Below are 18,853 nucleotides of genomic sequence, written 5' to 3' on the forward strand. Positions count from 1 at the left end.
CGCTCCTAATTCGCGCGGGGGAATTGCGGCCAGTCATTCTCGGCGAGGTCGATCCGGCTGGGGGCAGGCGCCGCTGCCTGGCGCAAGTACATCCAGTAATTGCGCATCACGATCGCGACATAGCTGCGCGTCTCCCAATAGGGCAGCGACTCCATGTAGAGCAGCGGATCGTCCTGGTCGCGGACCTCGCTTTCCCAGCGCGCCACCGGAGTCGGGCCGGCGTTGTAGGCCGCCATCACCTTGGGCAGCCTGCCTTGCGTGTAGCGCGCCGATCCGAGCGCTTCGAGCGTACGCTGGCCGAAGGCGAGATTGACTGCCGGGTCCTTCAGATCCGCGCCGCTGCTCATGTTGATGGAGGCGGCATATTCGCGCTGTGTGATCGGCATGATCTGCATCAGGCCGATGGCGCCAGCCGGGCTGACCACGCGCTCGCGAAAGTTCGATTCCTGCAAGGCGTGCGCGAAGGCGAGGGCCGGGTCGACACGCCAACCGCCGATCGGCTCGCGAAAGGTGACCGGATATTTGAGGCTCGGCGGAGCGCCAGTGCGCGGCGGGGCATTGTACGCCATGAAATTCTGCGTGCCGGTGAGCCCGAGCGCGCGGGCAAGCCTGCCGAGCGCTGCAAAATCGTCCGGGTCGCCGGTTCGGACCAGCCAGCGCAGAGCCTCGTCGGCTTGCTCGCGCTGGCCGATTTCCGCGAGCATCACGGCATTGCGCGCTGCCTCTTCGCGCGAGAGGCGCTGCCAGTCGTCCTGCGTCAAATCGGGCGTGGTGTGCGTATTGGGCAGGGGCTTACCGAGCCGCTCGTGTGCGATCATGCCGTAGAGCGTATCGGGAAAGCGCGCCGCGCCGCGCAATTGCTCGGCCGCGTCTTCGGGCTGGCGACAGCGGACCAGCGCTCGGCTGGCCCAATAGTAGGCAGCGCTGGACAGTTCCGGGTTGTGCGCCGCACCTGCACTCCGGCCGAAAGCCGCTGCGGCGCGAGCGCAATCGCCGAGGCGCCAGGAAGCGAGCCCTGCCACCCAGTCCCCTTCTGCGACCCATGCTCCGCTGCCCCCGTTGCGAACCGTCTCCGCAATCGCCGAGGCCTGCGCATCGCGGTTCTCGATGTAATAGCTCCACGCGACCCGCTGCCGCCATTCGGCGCGCGCTTCGGACGATAGGGTCGCGTCGACTCCGTCGAGCAACAGGCGTGCACCATCGGGGTCGTCGTTGCGAATGTGCCCGAGGATCGCCTCGCTCACCGCTTGCGGCATGGTGCCGTCGCTTACCGTGCGCGGCAGCGTGCGGCGGGTTATGCCGGACTGACGCACGAGCCGCCGCTCGCGCCGCAAATTGTAGTCCCCTTGCAGCCCGCGTGTCTGGCCGAGCCGCACGATATTCTCGGCATCCGGCAGGTCGCGGTAGTTCGCCAGCCATGCCTCGATCCGCTCAAGCGGGATCCGGGGGCTTTCGGGATGGAGGTAGTAATGCGCCAGCGCTGCCCCGTGCAGCGGCCCGGATTCGCGCTGCGCAAGCAGGATTTCGACCCGGTCCCAATTGCGCGCGTCGATGGCTTCGTAGAGCGAGCCGTAATAGCCGCGATCCTCGCTCGACAGCAGACGCGGCAGGGCCTCGGCATGTGAGCGGGTAAAATAGTCGACGCTGCTCTGCTGCGCGACAGCGGGAGTGGCGTAGATCGCGCCTGCCGCCAGGGCGAGGGCGAGTGTCGGTCGTATCTTCATGCAGTCCATTCCAGCCAGCGATGCCACAAATTCGCGCGCCGCGCGGCGCTTCGGGCGATCTGCGAAAAGTCGGGAGCGGCGAGGAGGGGCAGGGTCTTGTCGCCGCACTCCAGCACCAGCGGGTCGCGCACTTTCTCGGGCGCGATGTCGAAGAGCGTCAGTTGCGCCCGACCGATCGCGAGCACACGTTCGGGGGCGGCGAGCGACAAATGGTGGCGCGTCAAGTCGCCCAGGCCACGCGCGCCGAGCGAGCTCCATTCGGGCATTGCCATGGGCGCGGGGAGGGTGCTGGCGACGTAAACCTGGTGCGCGCCAACGCCCATCGCCTGCAGCATGGCGGTGAGAAGCTTGCCCGCGCCGCCGGTCAGCAGGCCCTCGGCGTCATCCGGCTCTGGTTGCGGGACGAGGATGCAGAGTTTTGCCCCCGCAACCCCGCGCGGCGGCACCCGGCGGTCGAGCGATCCTTCGGCCAGCGTCGGCTCGGTCATCCACCATTCGCGAAATTTTTCGAGACTGCCGGGCCAGTTCTCGCGCGCGCCACCGATGGGCGGTCCTGCATCCTGCTGCAAGGCGCGCGAGAGCGGCGTGGCGGGCGGCGGAGGCGGCGGTGCGGCGGGTTTCGGAGCCGCTACGGCATCGTCGCTCTCCGGCTCTGCCAGCCATTGCGTCGGTGTTTCGGAATAGTCGAAATCGACCCCGGCCTCGCGCCACCACGCGATCGCCCCTTCCAGCGCCTCGGCTGCGTCGAAATCGCGGGTTTCGTGGGTATCGGCCTGCATCATCGTGTCGGCGCAGGTCTTGACCTCTAACGCCCCAGCAATCAAGGCATCCGCAACACATTTAGCGACGAAAAGAGAGAGACATGAGCGAACGCGAATCCATGCCCTGCGACGTCGTCATCATCGGCGGCGGGGTCGCCGGGATGGCGGCAGCGATCCGGCTGAAGCAGATCAACGAGGAATTGGAAGTCGTCGTGCTCGAAAAGGGCAGCGAAGTCGGCGCGCATATCCTGTCGGGCGCGGTGGTCGATCCCAAGGCGCTGAACGAGCTGCTGCCCGACTGGCGCGACATGGATTGCCCGATGGCCGAGACGCCGGTGACGGAGAACCACCACTGGGTCCTGTCCGGCACTGGCATGTCCGAAATGGCGGAAGTCCTGCTGCCGCCCTTCATGCGCAACGATGGCAATTACACCGGCTCGCTCGGCAATCTCACCCGCTGGCTGGGCGAGCAGGCGGAAGGGTTGGGCGTGATGGTCTTCCCCGGCTTCCCGGCCGCCGAAGTGCTGTTCGACGACAACGGCGCAGTGTCCGGCGTGGTAACGCAGGACATGGGCATTGCCGAGGACGGCAGCCAGAAGGGGGATTTCCAGCCCGGCATGGAGATCCACGCGAAATACACGCTGTTCGCCGAAGGCGCGCGCGGCAACCTCACCAAGAAGATGAAGGCCAAGTTCGACCTGGAGGCGGATTGCCAGCCGCAGGTCTACGGCCTCGGCATCAAGGAGCTGTGGGACATCGATCCCGACAAGCACGAGCCGGGCCGCGTGATCCACACGCAAGGCTGGCCGCTGAGCGAAACCGGCACCTGGGGCGGCGGCTTCATTTACCACCAGGCGGCCGGGCAGGTCGCAATCGGCTTCGTCACCGCGCTCGACTACAAGAACCCCTACGTTTCGCCCTACCAGGAATTCCAGCGCTGGAAGCATCACCCCGATGTCGCCGCGATCCTCGAAGGCGGCAAGCGCGTGGCTTATGGCGCGCGCGTCATCAACGAAGGCGGCTGGCAGTCCGTGCCCAAGCTCGCTTTCCCGGGCGGCGCGCTGATCGGCTGCGCGGCCGGCTTCGTCAACGTGCCGCGCATCAAGGGTAGCCACACCGCCATGAAGAGCGGGATGCTGGCCGCAGAAAGCGTCGCCGCAGCGATCGCCGAGGGGCATGAGCACACCGAGCTGATGGAGTACGACGCGAACCTGCGCGACAGCTGGATCGCCAGGGAACTCAAGCTGGTCCAGAACGCCCAGCCTGCCGTCGCCAAATGGGGCGAGGACATCGGCACCGTTCTGGCCGGGATCGACATGTGGATGCGCACGCTCAAGATCGGCCTGCCGATCAGCATGAAGCACCACCGCGATCACGAGATGCTCGAACGCGCAGACCTGCACACGCCGATCGCCTATCCCAAGCCCGATGGCGTGCTGAGCTTCGACAAGCTGACCAATGTGAGCTTCAGCTACACCAACCATGCGGAGGACCAGCCGGTCCACCTCAAGGTGCTCGACCGCGAATTGCAGCGCGAGAGCGAGTTCGAGGTCTTCGACGGCCCCTCCAACCGCTATTGCCCTGCCGGGGTTTATGAATGGATCGTCGAGGACGGCAAGGAGCCGAAGTTCCAGATCAACTCGCAGAACTGCGTCCACTGCAAGACCTGCGATATCAAGGACCCGAACCAGAACATCGAATGGACCACGCCCGAAGGCGGCGGCGGGCCGAACTATCCGAATATGTGAGGGGGTATCCTCCTTGCAGGTAGTGTCCGTAATTCGAGTAGCTGTCTGCTGGATCGTACTTTTGGTCGGACTGGTTTTCGCTGGATATGCGAATGAGCTGGTGAAACCGGTTTTAGCGACAACAGATCGAGTGATACTTATCGTTGGATATATAGTCGGACTCGGATCTGTAGTTCGCTGGCTTGGGCAGCTCGCTTTGTGGAATCGAGCCGATATCGTTGGCGAAGACTAAAGTGAACGAAACCGCCTACGCCAAGATCAACCTCGCCCTGCATGTTCGCAGGCGGCGAGAAGACGGTTATCACGAACTCGAAACGCTGTTCGCTTTCGTCGATGCGGGGGATCGGCTGAGCGCCAGCAACGCCGCGCAGGATACCGTGCAGGTGGTCGGCGAGTTTGCGGGCGGGCTGGTCGACCCGTTCGACAACCTCGTCGCCAAGGCACTCGGCAAGCTGCCGCGCTCCGAAGGGCTCGCGATCACGCTCGAGAAGAATCTGCCTGTCGCGGCGGGGCTGGGCGGGGGGTCGGCGGATGCAGGAGCCGTGTTCCGCATCGTGCGTGAGCGGTTCGGTCTGCCCGACGACTGGCAAGAGCGCGCCGCCTCGCTTGGTGCAGACGTCCCAGCCTGCGTCGAAAGCCGCACCTGCATCGGGCGCGGGACGGGGACCGAGCTTGAACAGGCGGACGACAGTCTTGCCGGAACTCCTGTGCTACTGGTCAATCCGCGTCTGCCGCTTTCGACCGGGCCGGTGTTCAGGGCATGGGACGGGGCGGACCGGGGGCCGATACCGCAGGGAGACTCGCGGAGCATCGCGTTGGAAGGCCGCAACGACCTCGAAGCGCCGGCCATCGAACTGTGCCCCGACATCGCCGACGTGCTCGCCGCAATGCGCGGAACTTCGCCGTTTCTCGCCCGTATGTCAGGTTCGGGCGCGACGTGTTTCGCGCTGTTCGAGAACGAAACAGCGCGGGACGAGGCCGCGGCATGCATCGCCGCCGACCATCCCGGCTGGTGGCAGATGCAAGGGAACCTCAGATGATCGACGGCCTTCCGTACCGCCAGGTTGGTATGGACACGATCCGCCCCGGCGGACTGATCTGCGTGGCGGACCACGCCTCCAATTTCGTGCCGACGGACATCGATCTCGGCATCGATCGCAAGCTTCTGAACGATCACATCGCCGTCGATATCGGCGTAGGCGGCATCGCCGATCGGCTTGCGCGCCGCCACAATATCCCCGCCCATATCGCCACCGTCAGCCGCCTCGTCTGCGACTTCCATCGCAAGGAAGACGAGCCTGCCGTCGTGCCGACCGAAAGCGACGGACACCTCATCCCCGGCAATATCGGCGCCGACGTCGAGAAGCGCCTCGATCTCTATCACCGGCCCTACCACACCGCGCTGGCGAGCTTCATTGCGGATGCCAGGCCGAAGATGATCATCGCGCTGCACAGCTTCACGCCGAGCATGGCTAGCAAGGACGAAGAACGGCCTTGGGAAGTCGCGCTGCTCTATAACGAGGACGATACGGCGGCGCGCCATGCGATCCGCCTGTTCGGCGAGCAGGGGCTGACCGTGGGCGATAACGAGCCCTATTCGGGCAAGCAGCTCAACGCCACCATGGACCGCCATGCGGAGGCGAACGGCATCCCTTATTGCACGGTCGAAATCCGGCAGGACCAGATCGATACGCCTGCCGGTCAGGCGCGCTGGGCGGTGATGCTGGCCGATGTGCTGGGGCGCGTCGCGCTCGAGGTCTGATAGTCAGGCTTGGCCGCCCTCGCGGCAATCTACCGTTAGCGTAGGCACTCCCGTCTGCTAGGCTTGCTGCCGAAGCAAAGAGAGACCCGCCATGCCTGCCTATCGCTCCCGCACCACCACCCATGGCCGCAACATGGCGGGCGCGCGCGGTCTGTGGCGCGCGACGGGGATGAAAGACGGCGATTTCGGCAAGCCGATCATCGCGGTCGTGAACAGCTTTACACAATTTGTCCCCGGGCATGTCCACCTAAAGGACCTCGGCCAGTTAGTTGCGCGCGAGATCGAGGCGGCGGACGGTGTCGCCAAGGAATTCAACACCATCGCGGTGGATGACGGCATCGCCATGGGCCACGATGGCATGCTCTATTCGCTGCCCAGCCGCGACCTGATTGCCGACAGCGTCGAATACATGGTCAACGCCCATTGCGCGGATGCGATGGTGTGCGTTTCCAATTGCGACAAGATCACGCCAGGCATGCTGATGGCGGCGATGCGGCTCAATATTCCCGCGGTCTTCGTCAGCGGCGGACCGATGGAGGCGGGCAAGGTCGTGGTGAAGGGCAAGGAAGTCGCGCTCGATCTGGTTGACGCGATGGTCGCCGCTGCGGACGAGAGCTACACCGACGAGGAAGTGACCGCCATCGAGCAGAACGCCTGCCCGACTTGCGGCAGCTGTTCGGGCATGTTCACCGCCAATTCGATGAACTGCCTGACCGAGGCGCTGGGCCTGTCGCTGCCCGGTAACGGTTCGACCCTCGCTACGCACTCCGACCGCCAGAGCCTGTTCGAGCGGGCCGGACGGCTCGTGGTGACGCTCGCCAAGCGTTATTACGAAGAGGACGACGACAGCGTCCTGCCGCGCACAATCGCCAGTTTCGAAGCTTTCGAGAATGCGATGAGCCTTGATATTGCCATGGGCGGTTCTACCAATACGGTGCTTCACTTGCTGGCTGCCGCGAACGAGGCGGGCGTCGACTTCACTATGGAAGACATCGACCGGTTGAGCCGTAAGGTCCCATGCCTGTCCAAGGTCGCCCCCGCCAAGAGCGACGTACACATGGAAGACGTCCACCGCGCGGGCGGCATCATGTCGATCCTCGGCGAGCTGGAAAAGGCCGGCCTGCTTCACACCGCGCTGCCGACAGTGCACAGTCCGACCATGGGCGATGCACTGGACGATTGGGACATCGGGCGCACGCAGAACAACAAGGTGCGCGAATTCTACTCGGCCGCGCCTGGAGGCGTGCCCACGCAAACCGCCTTCAGCCAGTCGCGCCGCTGGGAAGAACTCGATCTCGACCGCGAGAACGGCGTCATTCGCAGCGCCGAGCATGCCTTCAGCCAGGATGGCGGGCTAGCCGTACTCTACGGCAACATCGCGCGCGACGGCTGCATCGTGAAGACAGCCGGGGTGGACGAGAGCATCCTGACCTTCTCCGGCCCTGCCAAGGTTTACGAAAGCCAAGACGATGCCGTGACCGCCATCCTCACCGGCCAGGTGGTAGAAGGCGATGTGGTCGTGATCCGCTACGAAGGGCCGCGGGGCGGGCCGGGCATGCAGGAGATGCTCTACCCGACCAGCTATCTCAAATCGAAGGGCCTGGGCGCGGCTTGTGCGCTGCTCACCGACGGCCGCTTCTCCGGCGGCACCTCGGGCCTGTCGATCGGCCATGTCTCGCCCGAAGCGGCGGAGGGCGGGGCGATCGGGCTAGTGGAAGAGGGCGATATCATCGCCATCGACATCCCCAATCGCACCATCACGCTGGAAGTCTCCGACGGGGAGCTCGACCGCCGCCGCGCCGCGATGGACGCGAAGGGCGACGATGCTTGGGCTCCCGCCGCTCCGCGCGAGCGCCGGGTGACCGATGCGCTGAAAGCCTACGCCGCGATGACGACCTCTGCCGCGCGCGGCGCGATCCGGGACGTTTCGCAGATCAGGCGCCGCTGAGGCTTGCCCCGTGCGGCGCGGCGTGGCAGCCGCTGGGCATGAGATTTCGACCCTCTTCGTATAGCGTCGCCGCAGCGCTGTTTCTTGCTGCAACCCTCGTGGCCTGCTCGGAGGGGCAGGGCGTGGCCGAGGAAGGCGCCGAGCCGGTGCTTTGCGCGCTCGAGGGTGAGGGCGAGTGGTCCGACGAGTGCCGCCTCGAAACCGCGCGCGTCGGCGGGGCCAATCTCTTCGTGATCCGCCATCCCGACGGCGGCTTCCGTCGTCTCGTCGAGCGCGGTGACGGTTTTGCCAGCGTCGACGGTTTCGAGACTGCACGCAGCGAGGTCCGCGAAGGAAGGATTTACGTGACCATCGGCAACGACAGCTACGATTTTCCGGCGCAGGCGTCGCAATGAGCCCGACGGCAGTTCTCAGCGTCGAAGCCATGCGCGCAGCCGAGCAAGCAGCAATGAATGCCGGGACCAGCGAATGGGAGCTGATGCAGCGGGCCGGCAAAGGCGCGGCCCGGTGGGTGATGCGGATGGCTGCGGGTCGACCGGTCATCGTGCTGTGCGGGCCGGGCAACAATGGCGGGGACGGTTACGTCATCGCCGGTTGCCTGCATGCGAGGGGCTACAAGGTGCGCGTCGTCGCTCCCGTGAAGCCGAAAAGCGAAACGGCGCGCAAGGCACGGGCAGCCTTTAAGGGTGAAGTGGTTGGCTGCGCGGCTCTGACCGATCCGGTCGTTGTCGACTGCCTGTTCGGTTACGGGCTGTCAAGAGATGTCGGAGGTGACTTTGCGACCCTACTTCAAGAACTCGCCACAAGCGATTGTTTTAGAATTGCTATCGATGTTCCGAGCTCGGTCGAAAGCGACACGGGATCGGTGCTCGGGCCGCTACCTCAATATGACCTTACGCTCGCACTCGGCGCTTGGAAGCAAGCCCATTTCCTGATGCCCGCGATGGCGTCGATGGGCGCATTGCGCTGTGTCCCGATCGGCCTCGCGTTGGACGACGCGAGCGACCGACTGGCGACGGCGCCGCGACTGACAGCGCCTGCGGCAGACAGCCACAAGTATCGGCGCGGGCTGCTGGCAGTTGTTGCAGGATCGATGCCTGGCGCTCCGCTCCTTTCTGCCGAGGCCGCGATGCATGCGGGGGCAGGCTATGTGAAGCTGGTGAGTGACCACTCGCATCCGGATGCACCGGCGGATATGGTGATCGAGCAGGACCTTGACGCCGTGCTTGAAGATGAGCGGATATCTGCAGTGCTCACCGGGCCCGGACTTGGCCGCGATGACGAAGCGCGCAAGCGGCTATCGCGGGTCTTGGGAAACCGCCACCCATGTGTTCTCGATGCTGATGCCCTGCATCTCTTGCGCCCGGATATGCTGAAAGGAATCGACGTCACGAAGCTCTGCCTGACGCCGCATGAGGGCGAGCTAGCGACGCTGTGCGAAAGTTTCGACGTCACGGCGCAAAGCAAGCTCGACCGCGCAAAGGGATTACACGACGTCACCGGAATGACAGTGCTCGCCAAGGGCCCTGACACCGTGCTCGCTGCCCGCGAAGGCATGCGCTTTTTCCCGCGCGGATCGAGCTGGCTCTCGGTGGCAGGCAGTGGCGATGTTCTCGCCGGCATAGTGGCGTCACGATTGGCCGTACATTCGGACACGATGCGCGCCTGCGAGGAAGCGGTCTGGCTTCATCACGAGGCCGCGAGACGGGCCGCCCCGGCCTTCTCGGCCAGCGATCTGGCGTGCGCGCTGAAACCGGCCATGGCGAGCTTCCTGTGAGCGAAGGCGAGCCGATCCAGCGCATTGCCGCCCGCGGCGATGGCGTTACGGCCTCCGGTCGTCATGTAACGGGAGGTGTCCCGGGTGACGTCGTGCTGCCCGATGGCACGCTCGACGCAGGGCCGCAACATGTCGAACCGCCGTGCCGTCACTTCGCCGTGGCGCAGGAAGAGGGGTGTGGTGGCTGCCAGCTCCAGCATGCTGGCGAGGACGCATTGCGCCAGTTCGTCACCGACCGCGTGCTGCATGCGGCGCATGGGCAGAGCATCGAGCCGCAAGACGTGCTGCCCACGCACCTTTCGCCGCCGGCAACGCGCCGCCGCGCGACGCTCCATGGATTGCGCAAAGGCAAGAGTGCAGTGCTCGGATTTCGCGAAGCGCGCTCGCATCGGATCGTCGACCTGCGGGAGTGCCCGGTCCTCCTGCCGGAGCTTGCGGCACTGGTGCCCCCTCTAAGGCAGCTCATAGCCGCCTATGCCGGTCGCCAGCCGGTCGATGTCGAATTGACGATGGTCGACCAGGGTGTCGACTGCACGATCAAGGGAATCGAGGCCGAGGGCTTGGCAGCTACCGAAGCGCTGCTCGATTTTGCGCGGGACTACGGTCTGGCCCGACTGTCGCTCGATCGCGGATACGGCGCGGAAACACAGTGGGAGCCGCAACCGGCTTCGGTCACACTCGGCCATGTTCCGGTCGGTTTTCCGCATGGCAGCTTTCTCCAGCCGACGCAGGACGGAGAAAATGCCTTGGTCGAGGATGCCAAGGCATATTTGCAGGGCGCGAATACCATCGCCGATCTGTTCTCAGGGCTCGGCACATTCGCGTTTGCGCTGGCTGGACCCGCCAAGGTGCTGGCCGTGGAGGCCGCCCGCGATGCGCATCTCGCGTGCAAATCCGCAGCCAATGCGCGGGGCCTTCCCGTCCACGCGATGCATCGCGACCTGTTCCGCAATCCCCTGCAACCCGATGAGGCAAGTCGGTTCGGCGCGCTCCTGCTCGACCCTCCGCGTGCTGGTGCGCGCGAGCAGATCGCGCAGATCGCGGCCAGCGAAGCCACCCGCATCGCCTATGTCAGCTGCAATCCGGCCAGCTGGGCCAAGGATGCGCGCACGCTGGTCAATGCGGGTTTCCGGCTCCAAAAATTGCGCCCGGTGGGCCAGTTCCGCTGGTCGACCCATGTCGAGCTGACCAGCTACTTCACCCGCGGCTAGGCTCTCAGCGCTTCGAGTAATTGCGCCCGGAGCCAGCCATGCGCCGCATCACCCGCATAGGCATGGCCCGCATTCGGGCAGCGGCGGATGCGCGTATCCGCGCTGTCCCACTGCTCCGCGAAGTGCAGGGCGGTGCGATCGTTTTCGGCGAGCAGGATCGTGACCGGCCCGAGGAAGACGGCAAGCCCGTCGCGGGCTTCCTCGGCAAGCGATGAAGCAGCGGGCCGTGGTTGGGCGGCCCGGCCGAGTCCTCGCACCAGCTTTCTCAAGTCGACCTTACCGGTGAGCAATCGCTTCAATTCGGCAGGATTGGCCAGCTTGCTGGCATAGCGCGACCGGATAGCGGCGGGCGACGGCGTGGTATCGGTCTCGTCGTCGATCACCCAGGGATTGCTCAGCGCCAGGGCGTCGCATTCCGCGCCGCTTGCCAGCATGAGCGCGGTTGCCGCGTCGCAATTGCCGAAAGCGACCACGCGCTCCACCTGCGGGGCGAGAGCGCGAAAGGCAAGCAGGGCGGCGGCGATGTCCTTGCGGGATTTGCGATAGCCGCGGTTCTCGCCCTCGCTGTCGCCGACCCCGCGACGGTCGAAGCGGAAGACCGGAAAGCCTTTCGCCGCGATCTCGCCTGCGAGCCGCGAAGCGCCGGTGAATGCGCCCGCGCGCACCTCGTTTCCGCCGCTCACCATCAGCAGGCCGGTGGTGCCGGGCGCACTGTCCAGCGTGGCGCCGCAGCGCTTGCCCTGGCATTCGACCATGAGCGGCAGCCTGCTCATGGCAGCTCCAACCGCTCGACGATGATCGCGGCCAGCGCCTTGGCCTGTGCGGGATCGAAGCCAGGTTCTGCGCGCAACCAGAGGGGGCTTCCGCCGACTTCTTCCTGCGTTATGGGCAGGTGGTGTGGGGACGAGGTTAATTCGCTGGTGGCCAGCTCGTTCACGAGATCGGGTCCGAACGACCAGCCAGCCAGCGTAACGCCGTTCTCGCAACCCCTCGCGATCAGCTCATTTGCCGTGACGGTCTCATTCGCCTCGCGAGCAGATATCTGTTCCGCCCTTGCAAGGCGGGAAAGGACGGAGCTTGGTTTTACAAGCTCGTATGCCCAGCCGGGTAACTCTGCAGGCGCCACCAGACAGCCGCTGCGCGCGCCAAGCACATGGGTAGCCTGCACGTGCGCCGCCGCGTTTGCAGCGGCATCCCGCCAGCCGGAAAGGCTTTGCTTTGCGTGCGGCGCAAGGCTTTCGTTGCAGCCCGGCAGATCGGGGCAGAAACAATCGACGCCCGACTGATCGAGAATGCGCATGGTTTCAACGATTTGCCGGCGCATCTTGCTGGCCTCGTCGAACAGCGGCATCAGTACCAGCAGGCGGTGGTCCCGCTTGCGGTCGAAGCCCAGCAGCATCTCGTCCGCCGTCGCCCCGGAAGGCATCGGGCAGGGCCAGCTGCTATACACCGTGCCGGTCAGCTCTCGACCGTCTTCGCCTCGGCGAAGGCAAGCAGACCACCATAAGTTTCGAGCATTTCGCCATCGACATCGTCGTCGTCGATCACGATGTCGAGCCGGTCCTCCATCTCGGTGAAGAGGCCTGCAACCGCCATGGAATCGAGTTCCGGCAAGTGACCGAACAGACCGGTGTCGGCGTCGAAGGCTTCGACCTGGCTCTCGTCCAGCGCGAGCACATCGCGCAGGATGGCGCGCAGGGTCGTGTCGATAACGCTGCGGCTCGGCTCTGTCGGCTCTGCTGTGGCGGTCCCGGCGGTCATGTAGCTTGCGTATCCCCTGCGTCGCGAGGCGTTGCCCTTAGCGGCGCGAATTGCCGCGTGCAAGGCGGCGCGCCGCGGCCTTGGCGATGCGCTTCCAGCTGCGAGGGTTGCGCCAGTCGTAACATTCGAGCCGGTAGCGCGGCCGGACCGTCTCCATCCAGTCGCGCTTGTAGTCATCCGAACCGGTGCCGAAGTCGATCAGCTCGACGCCATCGATGTCGATCGCATGCTCGAACAGCGCCGCGCTCAGCGTAGTACCGGCGGAGAGTGGTTTCGCCGCCTCGGTATGCGCCAGCTTGTGAATGTAGGCCGTGCTGTCTTCGACCGTCCAGAATTGTGCCGCGACCGGCACGCCCTCGGCGCGGGCGATGCCGAGGCGGATGCGGCCCGCCTCGCCTTCCATCCGGGCAAAGGCTTCGAGGATGTCGCCGCGTTCCTCGGTGGGTTTCCAGCTGTTCCTGTAAACGATCCGGTAGTCCGCCCAGGCACGCTCGTCGAAGCGGGTCAGGATTTCGACATCGACTTTCTTCGCCTTGCGCTTGAGCGTGGTCCGCATCGGGCCGGGGCGATAGGCCCAGTATTCGGCGAAGCTTCGCCCCTCGACATGCAGCACGTGGTTTTCGTCGGACTGTTGGCGAAAGACGGCCCAGCCGGCCGTGCGGAAGGCCCGCTCCAGCCGCGATGCACTGTCGTCCTCATCCGGGAGCGGAGCGAGCGTGATAGCGCAGACGCGGCCGCGCAGATCTTTCGCCATCGTGGTCAGGATCGCGTCGACCAGCTCGTCATCGCGGCCGAGCGGTCTCCATGTAAATGTGAACCAGTTGGCGAGGCTTGTGAGGCCATCTCCTGCCGCCATCAGGGGGAAGGCGGCCATGCGATGCTTGCTCCGTCCGACCACGATCACCGGTCTCATTCCGCCCTGTTCGAGCAAAGCGTACCATTCCGGTCGGTCGAAAGGTCCACGCGCGAACTGGGCAAACTCTTGCAGTTTGCTAACCGTCTCGTGATAGCTGACTTCGATAGTCACCCGTTCGTCCTCGCTCCGGAGCCTCGATGCCTGATCCCACGCCGTACCCGCTCGATCAACTGACCGAGAGAGGCGATGCACAGGCCTCTGCGCTCGTGCTGCGGGGCCGGACGCTGACCTATGCCGATTTGCGGGAGCGCGTGTCGCTGCTTGCCGGGTGGCTCGCCGGTCGGGCAGAGCCCGGGGCGCGCGTGGCGAGTTGGGCGGCGAAGGGCGAGCTCACATGCTTGCTCCCGCTCGCGGCGGCGCGGGCAGGGATGGTGCATGTGCCGATCAATCCGCTCCTCAAACGCGCGCAGGTCGCCCATATCCTGGGCGACAGCGGCGCTGTACTGCTGATGGGGACGAAATCACGGCTCGCAACGCTCGAAGATGGCGATGTCCCTTCCGGTTGCGGACTGCTGGAGGAAAGCGCCGTCCTTACCGAGGCGGAAGATGCTGCTGCGACACTCGGCCCATCCCAGCACGATCCCGACGCCCTGTCCGCCATTCTCTACACCAGCGGATCGACCGGTGCGCCCAAGGGTGTGATGCTGAGCCATGCCAATCTGTGGCTGGGAGCCGTCTCGGTCGCGCATTATCTCGGAATGGCGCCGGACGACGTGACGTTGGCCGTGCTGCCGCTCAGTTTCGATTACGGGCAGAACCAGCTGTTCTCGACCTGGTATGCGGGCGGCAGCGTGGTGCCGCTCGATTATCTATTTCCACGCGATGTGGCCAAGGCTTGCGGAAAGCATCGGGTGACGACACTGGCTGGCGTTCCGCCGCTCTGGTTGCAACTGACCGAAGTCGAATGGCCGGCGGATGCGGTATCTACCCTGCGCAGGATCACTAATTCGGGTGGCGCATTGACTTCGCAACTGGTGGAAGACCTGCGATCTATCCTGCCTAAAACAAAGATATTCCCGATGTACGGCCTGACCGAGGCTTTCCGGTCGACCTATCTCGATCCGGCACTCGTTGCGACGCATCCGACGTCCATGGGGCGGGCGATCCCCTTCGCCGAAATCCTCGTCATCGACGACACGGGCGAGGTGAGTGCGCCCGGGGAGGAAGGCGAGCTGGTCCATTGCGGGCCGCTGGTCGCGCAGGGATATTGGCAGGACGAAGAGCGAACGCGGGAGCGCTTCCGGCCGGCGCCCGCCATGTCCGAATATGGCGGCACGGCGGTCTGGTCCGGCGACAGGGTCAAGCGCGAAGACAATGGATTGCTCTATTTCGTCGGCCGCCGCGATGCGATGATCAAGAGCGCGGGCAACCGGATCAGCCCGCAGGAACTTGAGGACGCAGCGGGCGCTACCGGTCTTGTCGCCGAAGCGGTGGCTCTTGGTGTGCCTGACGAAAGGCTCGGACAAGCGATCCATCTGGTCGTCCGGGCGCAAGCGGGTGCGCAGGACGCGCAATCATCGCTAGAGAAGGCGCTCAAGAGGGATTTGCCGAACTTCATGCAACCGCACACTATCGACTGGCGCGAGAAGCTGCCGCTCAATCCGAACGGCAAGATCGACCGCGCCGCGCTGGCGCGAGAGGTGGGCGCATGAAACCGCTTGGTCCCATCCCGGCGGGTTTCGATACCTTGAATGGCGAGTTGGCGATCGGCGGACAGGCGGTCTCCGCGCTGGTCGAGCAGGCAGACGAAACGCCGCTGTTCGTCTATTCGCGAGGCCTGATCACGCAGCGGATTGGCGATCTTCGCCGCGCCATGCCGGAGCGCATCAAGATCAATTATGCGATTAAAGCCAATAGTTTTCGGCCCGTCCTTGAGCACCTTTCGACCCTTGTCGACGGCTTGGATATCGCGTCGGGTGGCGAGCTAGAAATGGTCGAGGCGATCGGTTTCGACCTATCGAAAGTCAGCTTCGCGGGCCCCGGAAAACGCGATAGCGAACTCGAAACGGCCATTGCGGCGGGCGTTACACTGAACCTCGAAAGCGCCAACGAGGCGAGGCGAGCCCTAGCTATCGGTGAGCGGCTCGGCACAACGCCGCGACTTGCCATCCGTGTGAATCCCGATTTCGACCTCAAGGGCTCGGGCATGAAGATGGGCGGAGGACCGAAGCCCTTCGGCATCGACGCCAGCCAGGTTCCGGCACTGGCTCGCGAGATCGTCGAGGCTGGTTGCGACTGGCGCGGTCTGCATATCTTCACCGGCAGCCAGGCGCTTTCGGCCGAGGCAGTGATTGACATGCAAGCCAAGGTGCTGGAGCTTGCCGCGCGGATTACCGATGATGCCGGGATCGGATTGCCCAAGCTCAACATGGGCGGCGGCTTCGGCATTCCCTATTTCGCCGGTGACGAACCGCTCGATGTCGCCGCGGTCGGGGCTGCACTGGACAAGCGCTTCTCCGCTTTGCCCGCCAGCCTGCAGGATACGGAATTCTTCCTCGAACTCGGCCGCTATCTCGTCGGCGAAGCGGGCGTGTATTTGACCCGCATCGTCGATCGCAAGGAAAGTTATGGCGAGACCTATCTAATCACCGATGGCGGCCTCCATCACCAGCTCGCGGCATCGGGCAACTTCGGCACGGTCGTACGGCGGAATTATCCGGTTGCGATCGCCACGCGATTCGATGCGGAGCCGCAGGAAGAGGTTAACGTCGTCGGCTGCCTGTGTACCCCGCTCGACCGGCTCGCCGACAAGGCGCACCTGCCGCGCGCCGAGGTCGGCGATATCGTCGCCGTCTTCTGTGCGGGAGCCTATGGCGCGAGCGCATCGCCCAGCGCCTTTCTCGGTCAGGGCCCGGCATCCGAAATTCTGGTCTGAGCGAAGAGTCCCGCTTTGGGACGGGGCTGTAAAATGAAGGTAAACCCGCAGGAATCAGGCGCTTTAGCGCTGTATGGATAACGCTATATTCACCTTTTGCAGCGCATAGGGCCTGCGAAATGGGGCAAATTCGACACGCAGTGTGTTGGAAGGCTCCGACTGATCCACGGGGACCTATCGATGCGACTGAGCTACACCACCAGGCTGATTGGCGGCTGCATGGCCGCTACGCTCGCCCTGGGTGGCTGCACCACAACCGGTGACGAACTGCCGCCCGCGACCTTCGTCGCGATGCAGGAAGGCCCAGGCGAGGAATACGTCATCGGTCCGCTCGACGAGCTGACGATCCATGTGTGGCGCAATCCCGAGCTGGGTGCGGAAAAAATTCAGGTCCGCCCCGACGGGCGCATCACAATCCCGCTGGTCAAAGACATGCCAGCGGTCGGCAAGACGCCGTCCATGCTGGAGGAGGACATTCGGCTGCAGCTGAGCCAGTATATCGAGGATCCGCTGGTTTCGGTGATCGTCAACGAATTTGCCGGCACCTTCAGCCAGCAGATCCGCATCGTTGGTGCGACCGAACAGCCGGCATCGCTGCCTTACCGCGCGAATATGACCGTGCTCGACGCCATGATCGCCGTCGGGGGCCTCAGCGAATTCGCCGCGGGCAATCGCGCCAAGCTGATCCGCTTCGACAAGCAGCAAGGCCGCCAGCGCGAATATTCGCTGCGGCTGACCGACTTGCTCAAGCGCGGCGACAGCGATGCGAACGTGCTGCTGCAACCGGGTGATGTCATTATCATCCCGGAAAGCACTTTCTAGGGGTAGAGCGGGGGCATGCAGGAAGTCTTCGACGAGATCCGCAGCGCGCTGCATACGGTGTGGAACCGCCGCTGGCTGGCGCTCGCCGTCGCCTGGGGCGTCTGCATCGTGGGCTGGCTGTTCGTGGCGACTATCCCGAACAGCTATGAAAGCCGCGCGCGGATCTATGTCGAACTCGACGACGTGCTCTCCAAGCAGCTCGAGATTTCGGGAGAGGGGCGGCAGGCGATTACCAAGGTGCGCCAGACGCTGACCAGCGCTGTCAATCTCGAGAAGGTCGTCCGCGCAACACAGCTGGGCGAGAAGGTGAACACCCAGCGCGAGATGCAGTCGGCTGTCGATAGCCTGACCGACCATGTCGGGGTCGTGAGTACCGAGGACAATCTCTTCGAGCTGACCGCGACGATCGGCAATTCCTCCATGACCGATGCGGAAAATGCCGCGCTGGCGCAGGACGTGGTGCAGAAGCTGATCGACATATTCCGCGAGGAGAACGTCGCGGGCAATCGCGGCCAGGTCGCTGACACGCTCGCCTTCCTCGACCAGCAGCTCGACGAGCGGAAGCAGGAGCTCGAGGCTGCCGAACAGCGCCGCCTCGCCTTCGAAGCGCAGAACCCCGAACTGATCGGTGGCGTCGGCACCGTTACGACCCGGATCAATGCGATGCGCGACGAGATGCGCGACGTCGATAGCGACATTGCTGCGGCCTCCAGCTCGCTCGCCGCGATTGACGGCCAGATTTCCAGCACGCCGCGCACCATCGCGACATTCGGTGCCGAAGGGGGCGCGCGCGCAGCTCTGGCGCAGGCCCAATCGCAGCTTTCCGCCATGCGCGCCCGCGGCCTGACCGATAGCCACCCGGATATCCAGGCCCAGCAGCGCCAGGTCGCGTCCCTGCGCGAGCAGGCGGCGAAGGAGCCTTCCGGAGCCGGTGGTGCGACAAACCCGGCTTACACATCACTCGTCGCCATGCGGTCGGAGCGGCAGGCGAATTACCAGGCGCTGCAGGCACGCAAGGCCGCGCTGCAGTCCGACATCTCGCGCCTCATCGCCAACCAGGCGGAAGAACCCGCCGTGGCCGCCGAGGCCAATCGCATCAGCCGCGACTACGAGGTCCTCAAGGACAAGTATGACGAGCTGCTTAAGGACCGTGAGGAAATGCGCCTGCGCGGCCAGGTCGAAACGGAGCGCAGCGCGTTCCAGTTCGAAGTGATCGATCCGCCGACCGCGCCGACCAAGCCGGCCGCACCCAATCGCCCGCTGCTGCTGGTCGTCGTCTTGCTGGCTGGCTTCGCCGCTGGCGCGGCCGTGGCGTTCGTGATGGGGCAGTTACGCTCCAGCTTCACCACATCGGAAAAGCTGGAACGTGTGCTCGATATGCCGGTGATCGGCACGATCTCGCGTTCGATCACGGCGGCCGACCGTCGCCGCCAGCGTGTCCAGCTCAAGAAATTTTTCGCCGCCAGCGGAGCTCTGGCAGGCGTCTGCCTGCTGCTGCTGGTCGTGGAAGTCATCCAGGTCGGCTCGGTCGCCTGAGGGGGGAATGTG

General features: G+C 64.8%; 17 protein-coding genes. 11 read left to right on the forward strand and 6 right to left on the reverse strand.

Annotation, left to right across the window (positions count from 1 at the left end):
- Positions 1-5 precede the first annotated feature (5 nt).
- Positions 6-1,724, reverse strand: coding sequence for a lytic transglycosylase domain-containing protein (locus P8R33_RS08395; RefSeq protein WP_347569043.1), 1,719 nt, complete (start codon positions 1,722-1,724; stop codon positions 6-8).
- The gene (locus P8R33_RS08400) at positions 1,721-2,506 is read right to left on the reverse strand and encodes a uracil-DNA glycosylase family protein (protein WP_278328527.1); all 786 of its coding nucleotides are present in this window, start codon (positions 2,504-2,506) and stop codon (positions 1,721-1,723) included. The genes P8R33_RS08395 and P8R33_RS08400 overlap by 4 nt, the downstream gene beginning before the upstream one ends.
- Positions 2,507-2,586: 80 nt before the next feature.
- On the opposite strand from P8R33_RS08400, the gene P8R33_RS08405 reads away from it, so the two are divergent.
- The 7 genes from P8R33_RS08405 to P8R33_RS08435 all read left to right on the forward strand — a co-directional run bounded on the left by P8R33_RS08405 (position 2,587) and on the right by P8R33_RS08435 (position 10,931).
- Positions 2,587-4,233: an electron transfer flavoprotein-ubiquinone oxidoreductase gene (locus tag P8R33_RS08405; protein WP_278328528.1), complete on the forward strand. Its 1,647-nt coding sequence runs from the start codon at positions 2,587-2,589 to the stop codon at positions 4,231-4,233.
- A gap of 218 nt (positions 4,234-4,451) precedes the next feature.
- Entirely contained in the window at positions 4,452-5,273 is an 822-nt protein-coding gene (locus tag P8R33_RS08410; RefSeq protein ID WP_278328529.1) for a 4-(cytidine 5'-diphospho)-2-C-methyl-D-erythritol kinase, read from the forward strand.
- On the forward strand, positions 5,270-5,995 hold the full coding sequence (locus P8R33_RS08415; RefSeq protein ID WP_278328530.1) for an N-formylglutamate amidohydrolase: 726 nt from the start codon (positions 5,270-5,272) through the stop codon (positions 5,993-5,995). The genes P8R33_RS08410 and P8R33_RS08415 overlap by 4 nt, the downstream gene beginning before the upstream one ends.
- A gap of 91 nt (positions 5,996-6,086) precedes the next feature.
- A complete protein-coding gene (ilvD, locus tag P8R33_RS08420; RefSeq protein ID WP_278328531.1) occupies positions 6,087-7,943 on the forward strand; it encodes a dihydroxy-acid dehydratase in 1,857 nt (618 codons plus the stop codon).
- A 38-nt stretch (positions 7,944-7,981) separates the two neighbouring features.
- Positions 7,982-8,338: a hypothetical protein gene (locus tag P8R33_RS08425; protein WP_278328532.1), complete on the forward strand. Its 357-nt coding sequence runs from the start codon at positions 7,982-7,984 to the stop codon at positions 8,336-8,338.
- Positions 8,335-9,720, forward strand: coding sequence for an NAD(P)H-hydrate dehydratase (locus P8R33_RS08430; RefSeq protein WP_278328533.1), 1,386 nt, complete (start codon positions 8,335-8,337; stop codon positions 9,718-9,720). The genes P8R33_RS08425 and P8R33_RS08430 overlap by 4 nt, the downstream gene beginning before the upstream one ends.
- Positions 9,717-10,931, forward strand: a complete 1,215-nt coding sequence (locus tag P8R33_RS08435) for a class I SAM-dependent RNA methyltransferase (RefSeq protein ID WP_278328823.1) — start codon at positions 9,717-9,719, stop codon at positions 10,929-10,931. The genes P8R33_RS08430 and P8R33_RS08435 overlap by 4 nt, the downstream gene beginning before the upstream one ends.
- Here the strand turns inward: P8R33_RS08435 and P8R33_RS08440 are convergent.
- Genes P8R33_RS08440 through P8R33_RS08455 form a run of 4 tightly spaced genes read right to left on the reverse strand, consistent with a single transcriptional unit; the run spans position 10,928 to position 13,719 of the window.
- Entirely contained in the window at positions 10,928-11,704 is a 777-nt protein-coding gene (locus P8R33_RS08440) for a hydrolase 1, exosortase A system-associated (RefSeq protein ID WP_278328534.1), read from the reverse strand. The two genes, P8R33_RS08435 and P8R33_RS08440, sit on opposite strands and share 4 nt — an antisense overlap.
- On the reverse strand, positions 11,701-12,330 hold the full coding sequence (locus tag P8R33_RS08445; protein WP_278328535.1) for a hypothetical protein: 630 nt from the start codon (positions 12,328-12,330) through the stop codon (positions 11,701-11,703). The genes P8R33_RS08440 and P8R33_RS08445 overlap by 4 nt, the downstream gene beginning before the upstream one ends.
- 59 nt (positions 12,331-12,389) lie before the next feature.
- Complete coding sequence (locus tag P8R33_RS08450) at positions 12,390-12,692, reverse strand: phosphopantetheine-binding protein (RefSeq protein ID WP_278328536.1); 303 nt, start codon at positions 12,690-12,692, stop codon at positions 12,390-12,392.
- 37 nt (positions 12,693-12,729) lie between these two features.
- Complete coding sequence (locus P8R33_RS08455; protein WP_278328537.1) at positions 12,730-13,719, reverse strand: GNAT family N-acetyltransferase; 990 nt, start codon at positions 13,717-13,719, stop codon at positions 12,730-12,732.
- A gap of 26 nt (positions 13,720-13,745) precedes the next feature.
- Between P8R33_RS08455 and P8R33_RS08460 the strand changes: the two genes are divergently transcribed.
- The 4 genes from P8R33_RS08460 to P8R33_RS08475 all read left to right on the forward strand — a co-directional run bounded on the left by P8R33_RS08460 (position 13,746) and on the right by P8R33_RS08475 (position 18,841).
- Entirely contained in the window at positions 13,746-15,260 is a 1,515-nt protein-coding gene (locus P8R33_RS08460) for an acyl-CoA ligase (AMP-forming), exosortase A system-associated (protein WP_278328538.1), read from the forward strand.
- Positions 15,257-16,483: a pyridoxal-dependent decarboxylase, exosortase A system-associated gene (locus P8R33_RS08465; protein ID WP_278328539.1), complete on the forward strand. Its 1,227-nt coding sequence runs from the start codon at positions 15,257-15,259 to the stop codon at positions 16,481-16,483. Before P8R33_RS08460 ends, P8R33_RS08465 begins: the two co-directional genes overlap by 4 nt.
- 219 nt (positions 16,484-16,702) lie before the next feature.
- The gene (locus tag P8R33_RS08470; protein ID WP_278328824.1) at positions 16,703-17,305 is read left to right on the forward strand and encodes an XrtA/PEP-CTERM system exopolysaccharide export protein; all 603 of its coding nucleotides are present in this window, start codon (positions 16,703-16,705) and stop codon (positions 17,303-17,305) included.
- A 15-nt stretch (positions 17,306-17,320) separates the two neighbouring features.
- On the forward strand, positions 17,321-18,841 hold the full coding sequence (locus tag P8R33_RS08475) for an XrtA system polysaccharide chain length determinant (RefSeq protein ID WP_278328540.1): 1,521 nt from the start codon (positions 17,321-17,323) through the stop codon (positions 18,839-18,841).
- Positions 18,842-18,853: the final 12 nt, after the last annotated feature.

This window comes from Qipengyuania flavescens, assembly GCF_029688735.1.
In the GTDB taxonomy this organism is placed as follows: Bacteria; Pseudomonadota; Alphaproteobacteria; order Sphingomonadales; family Sphingomonadaceae; genus Qipengyuania.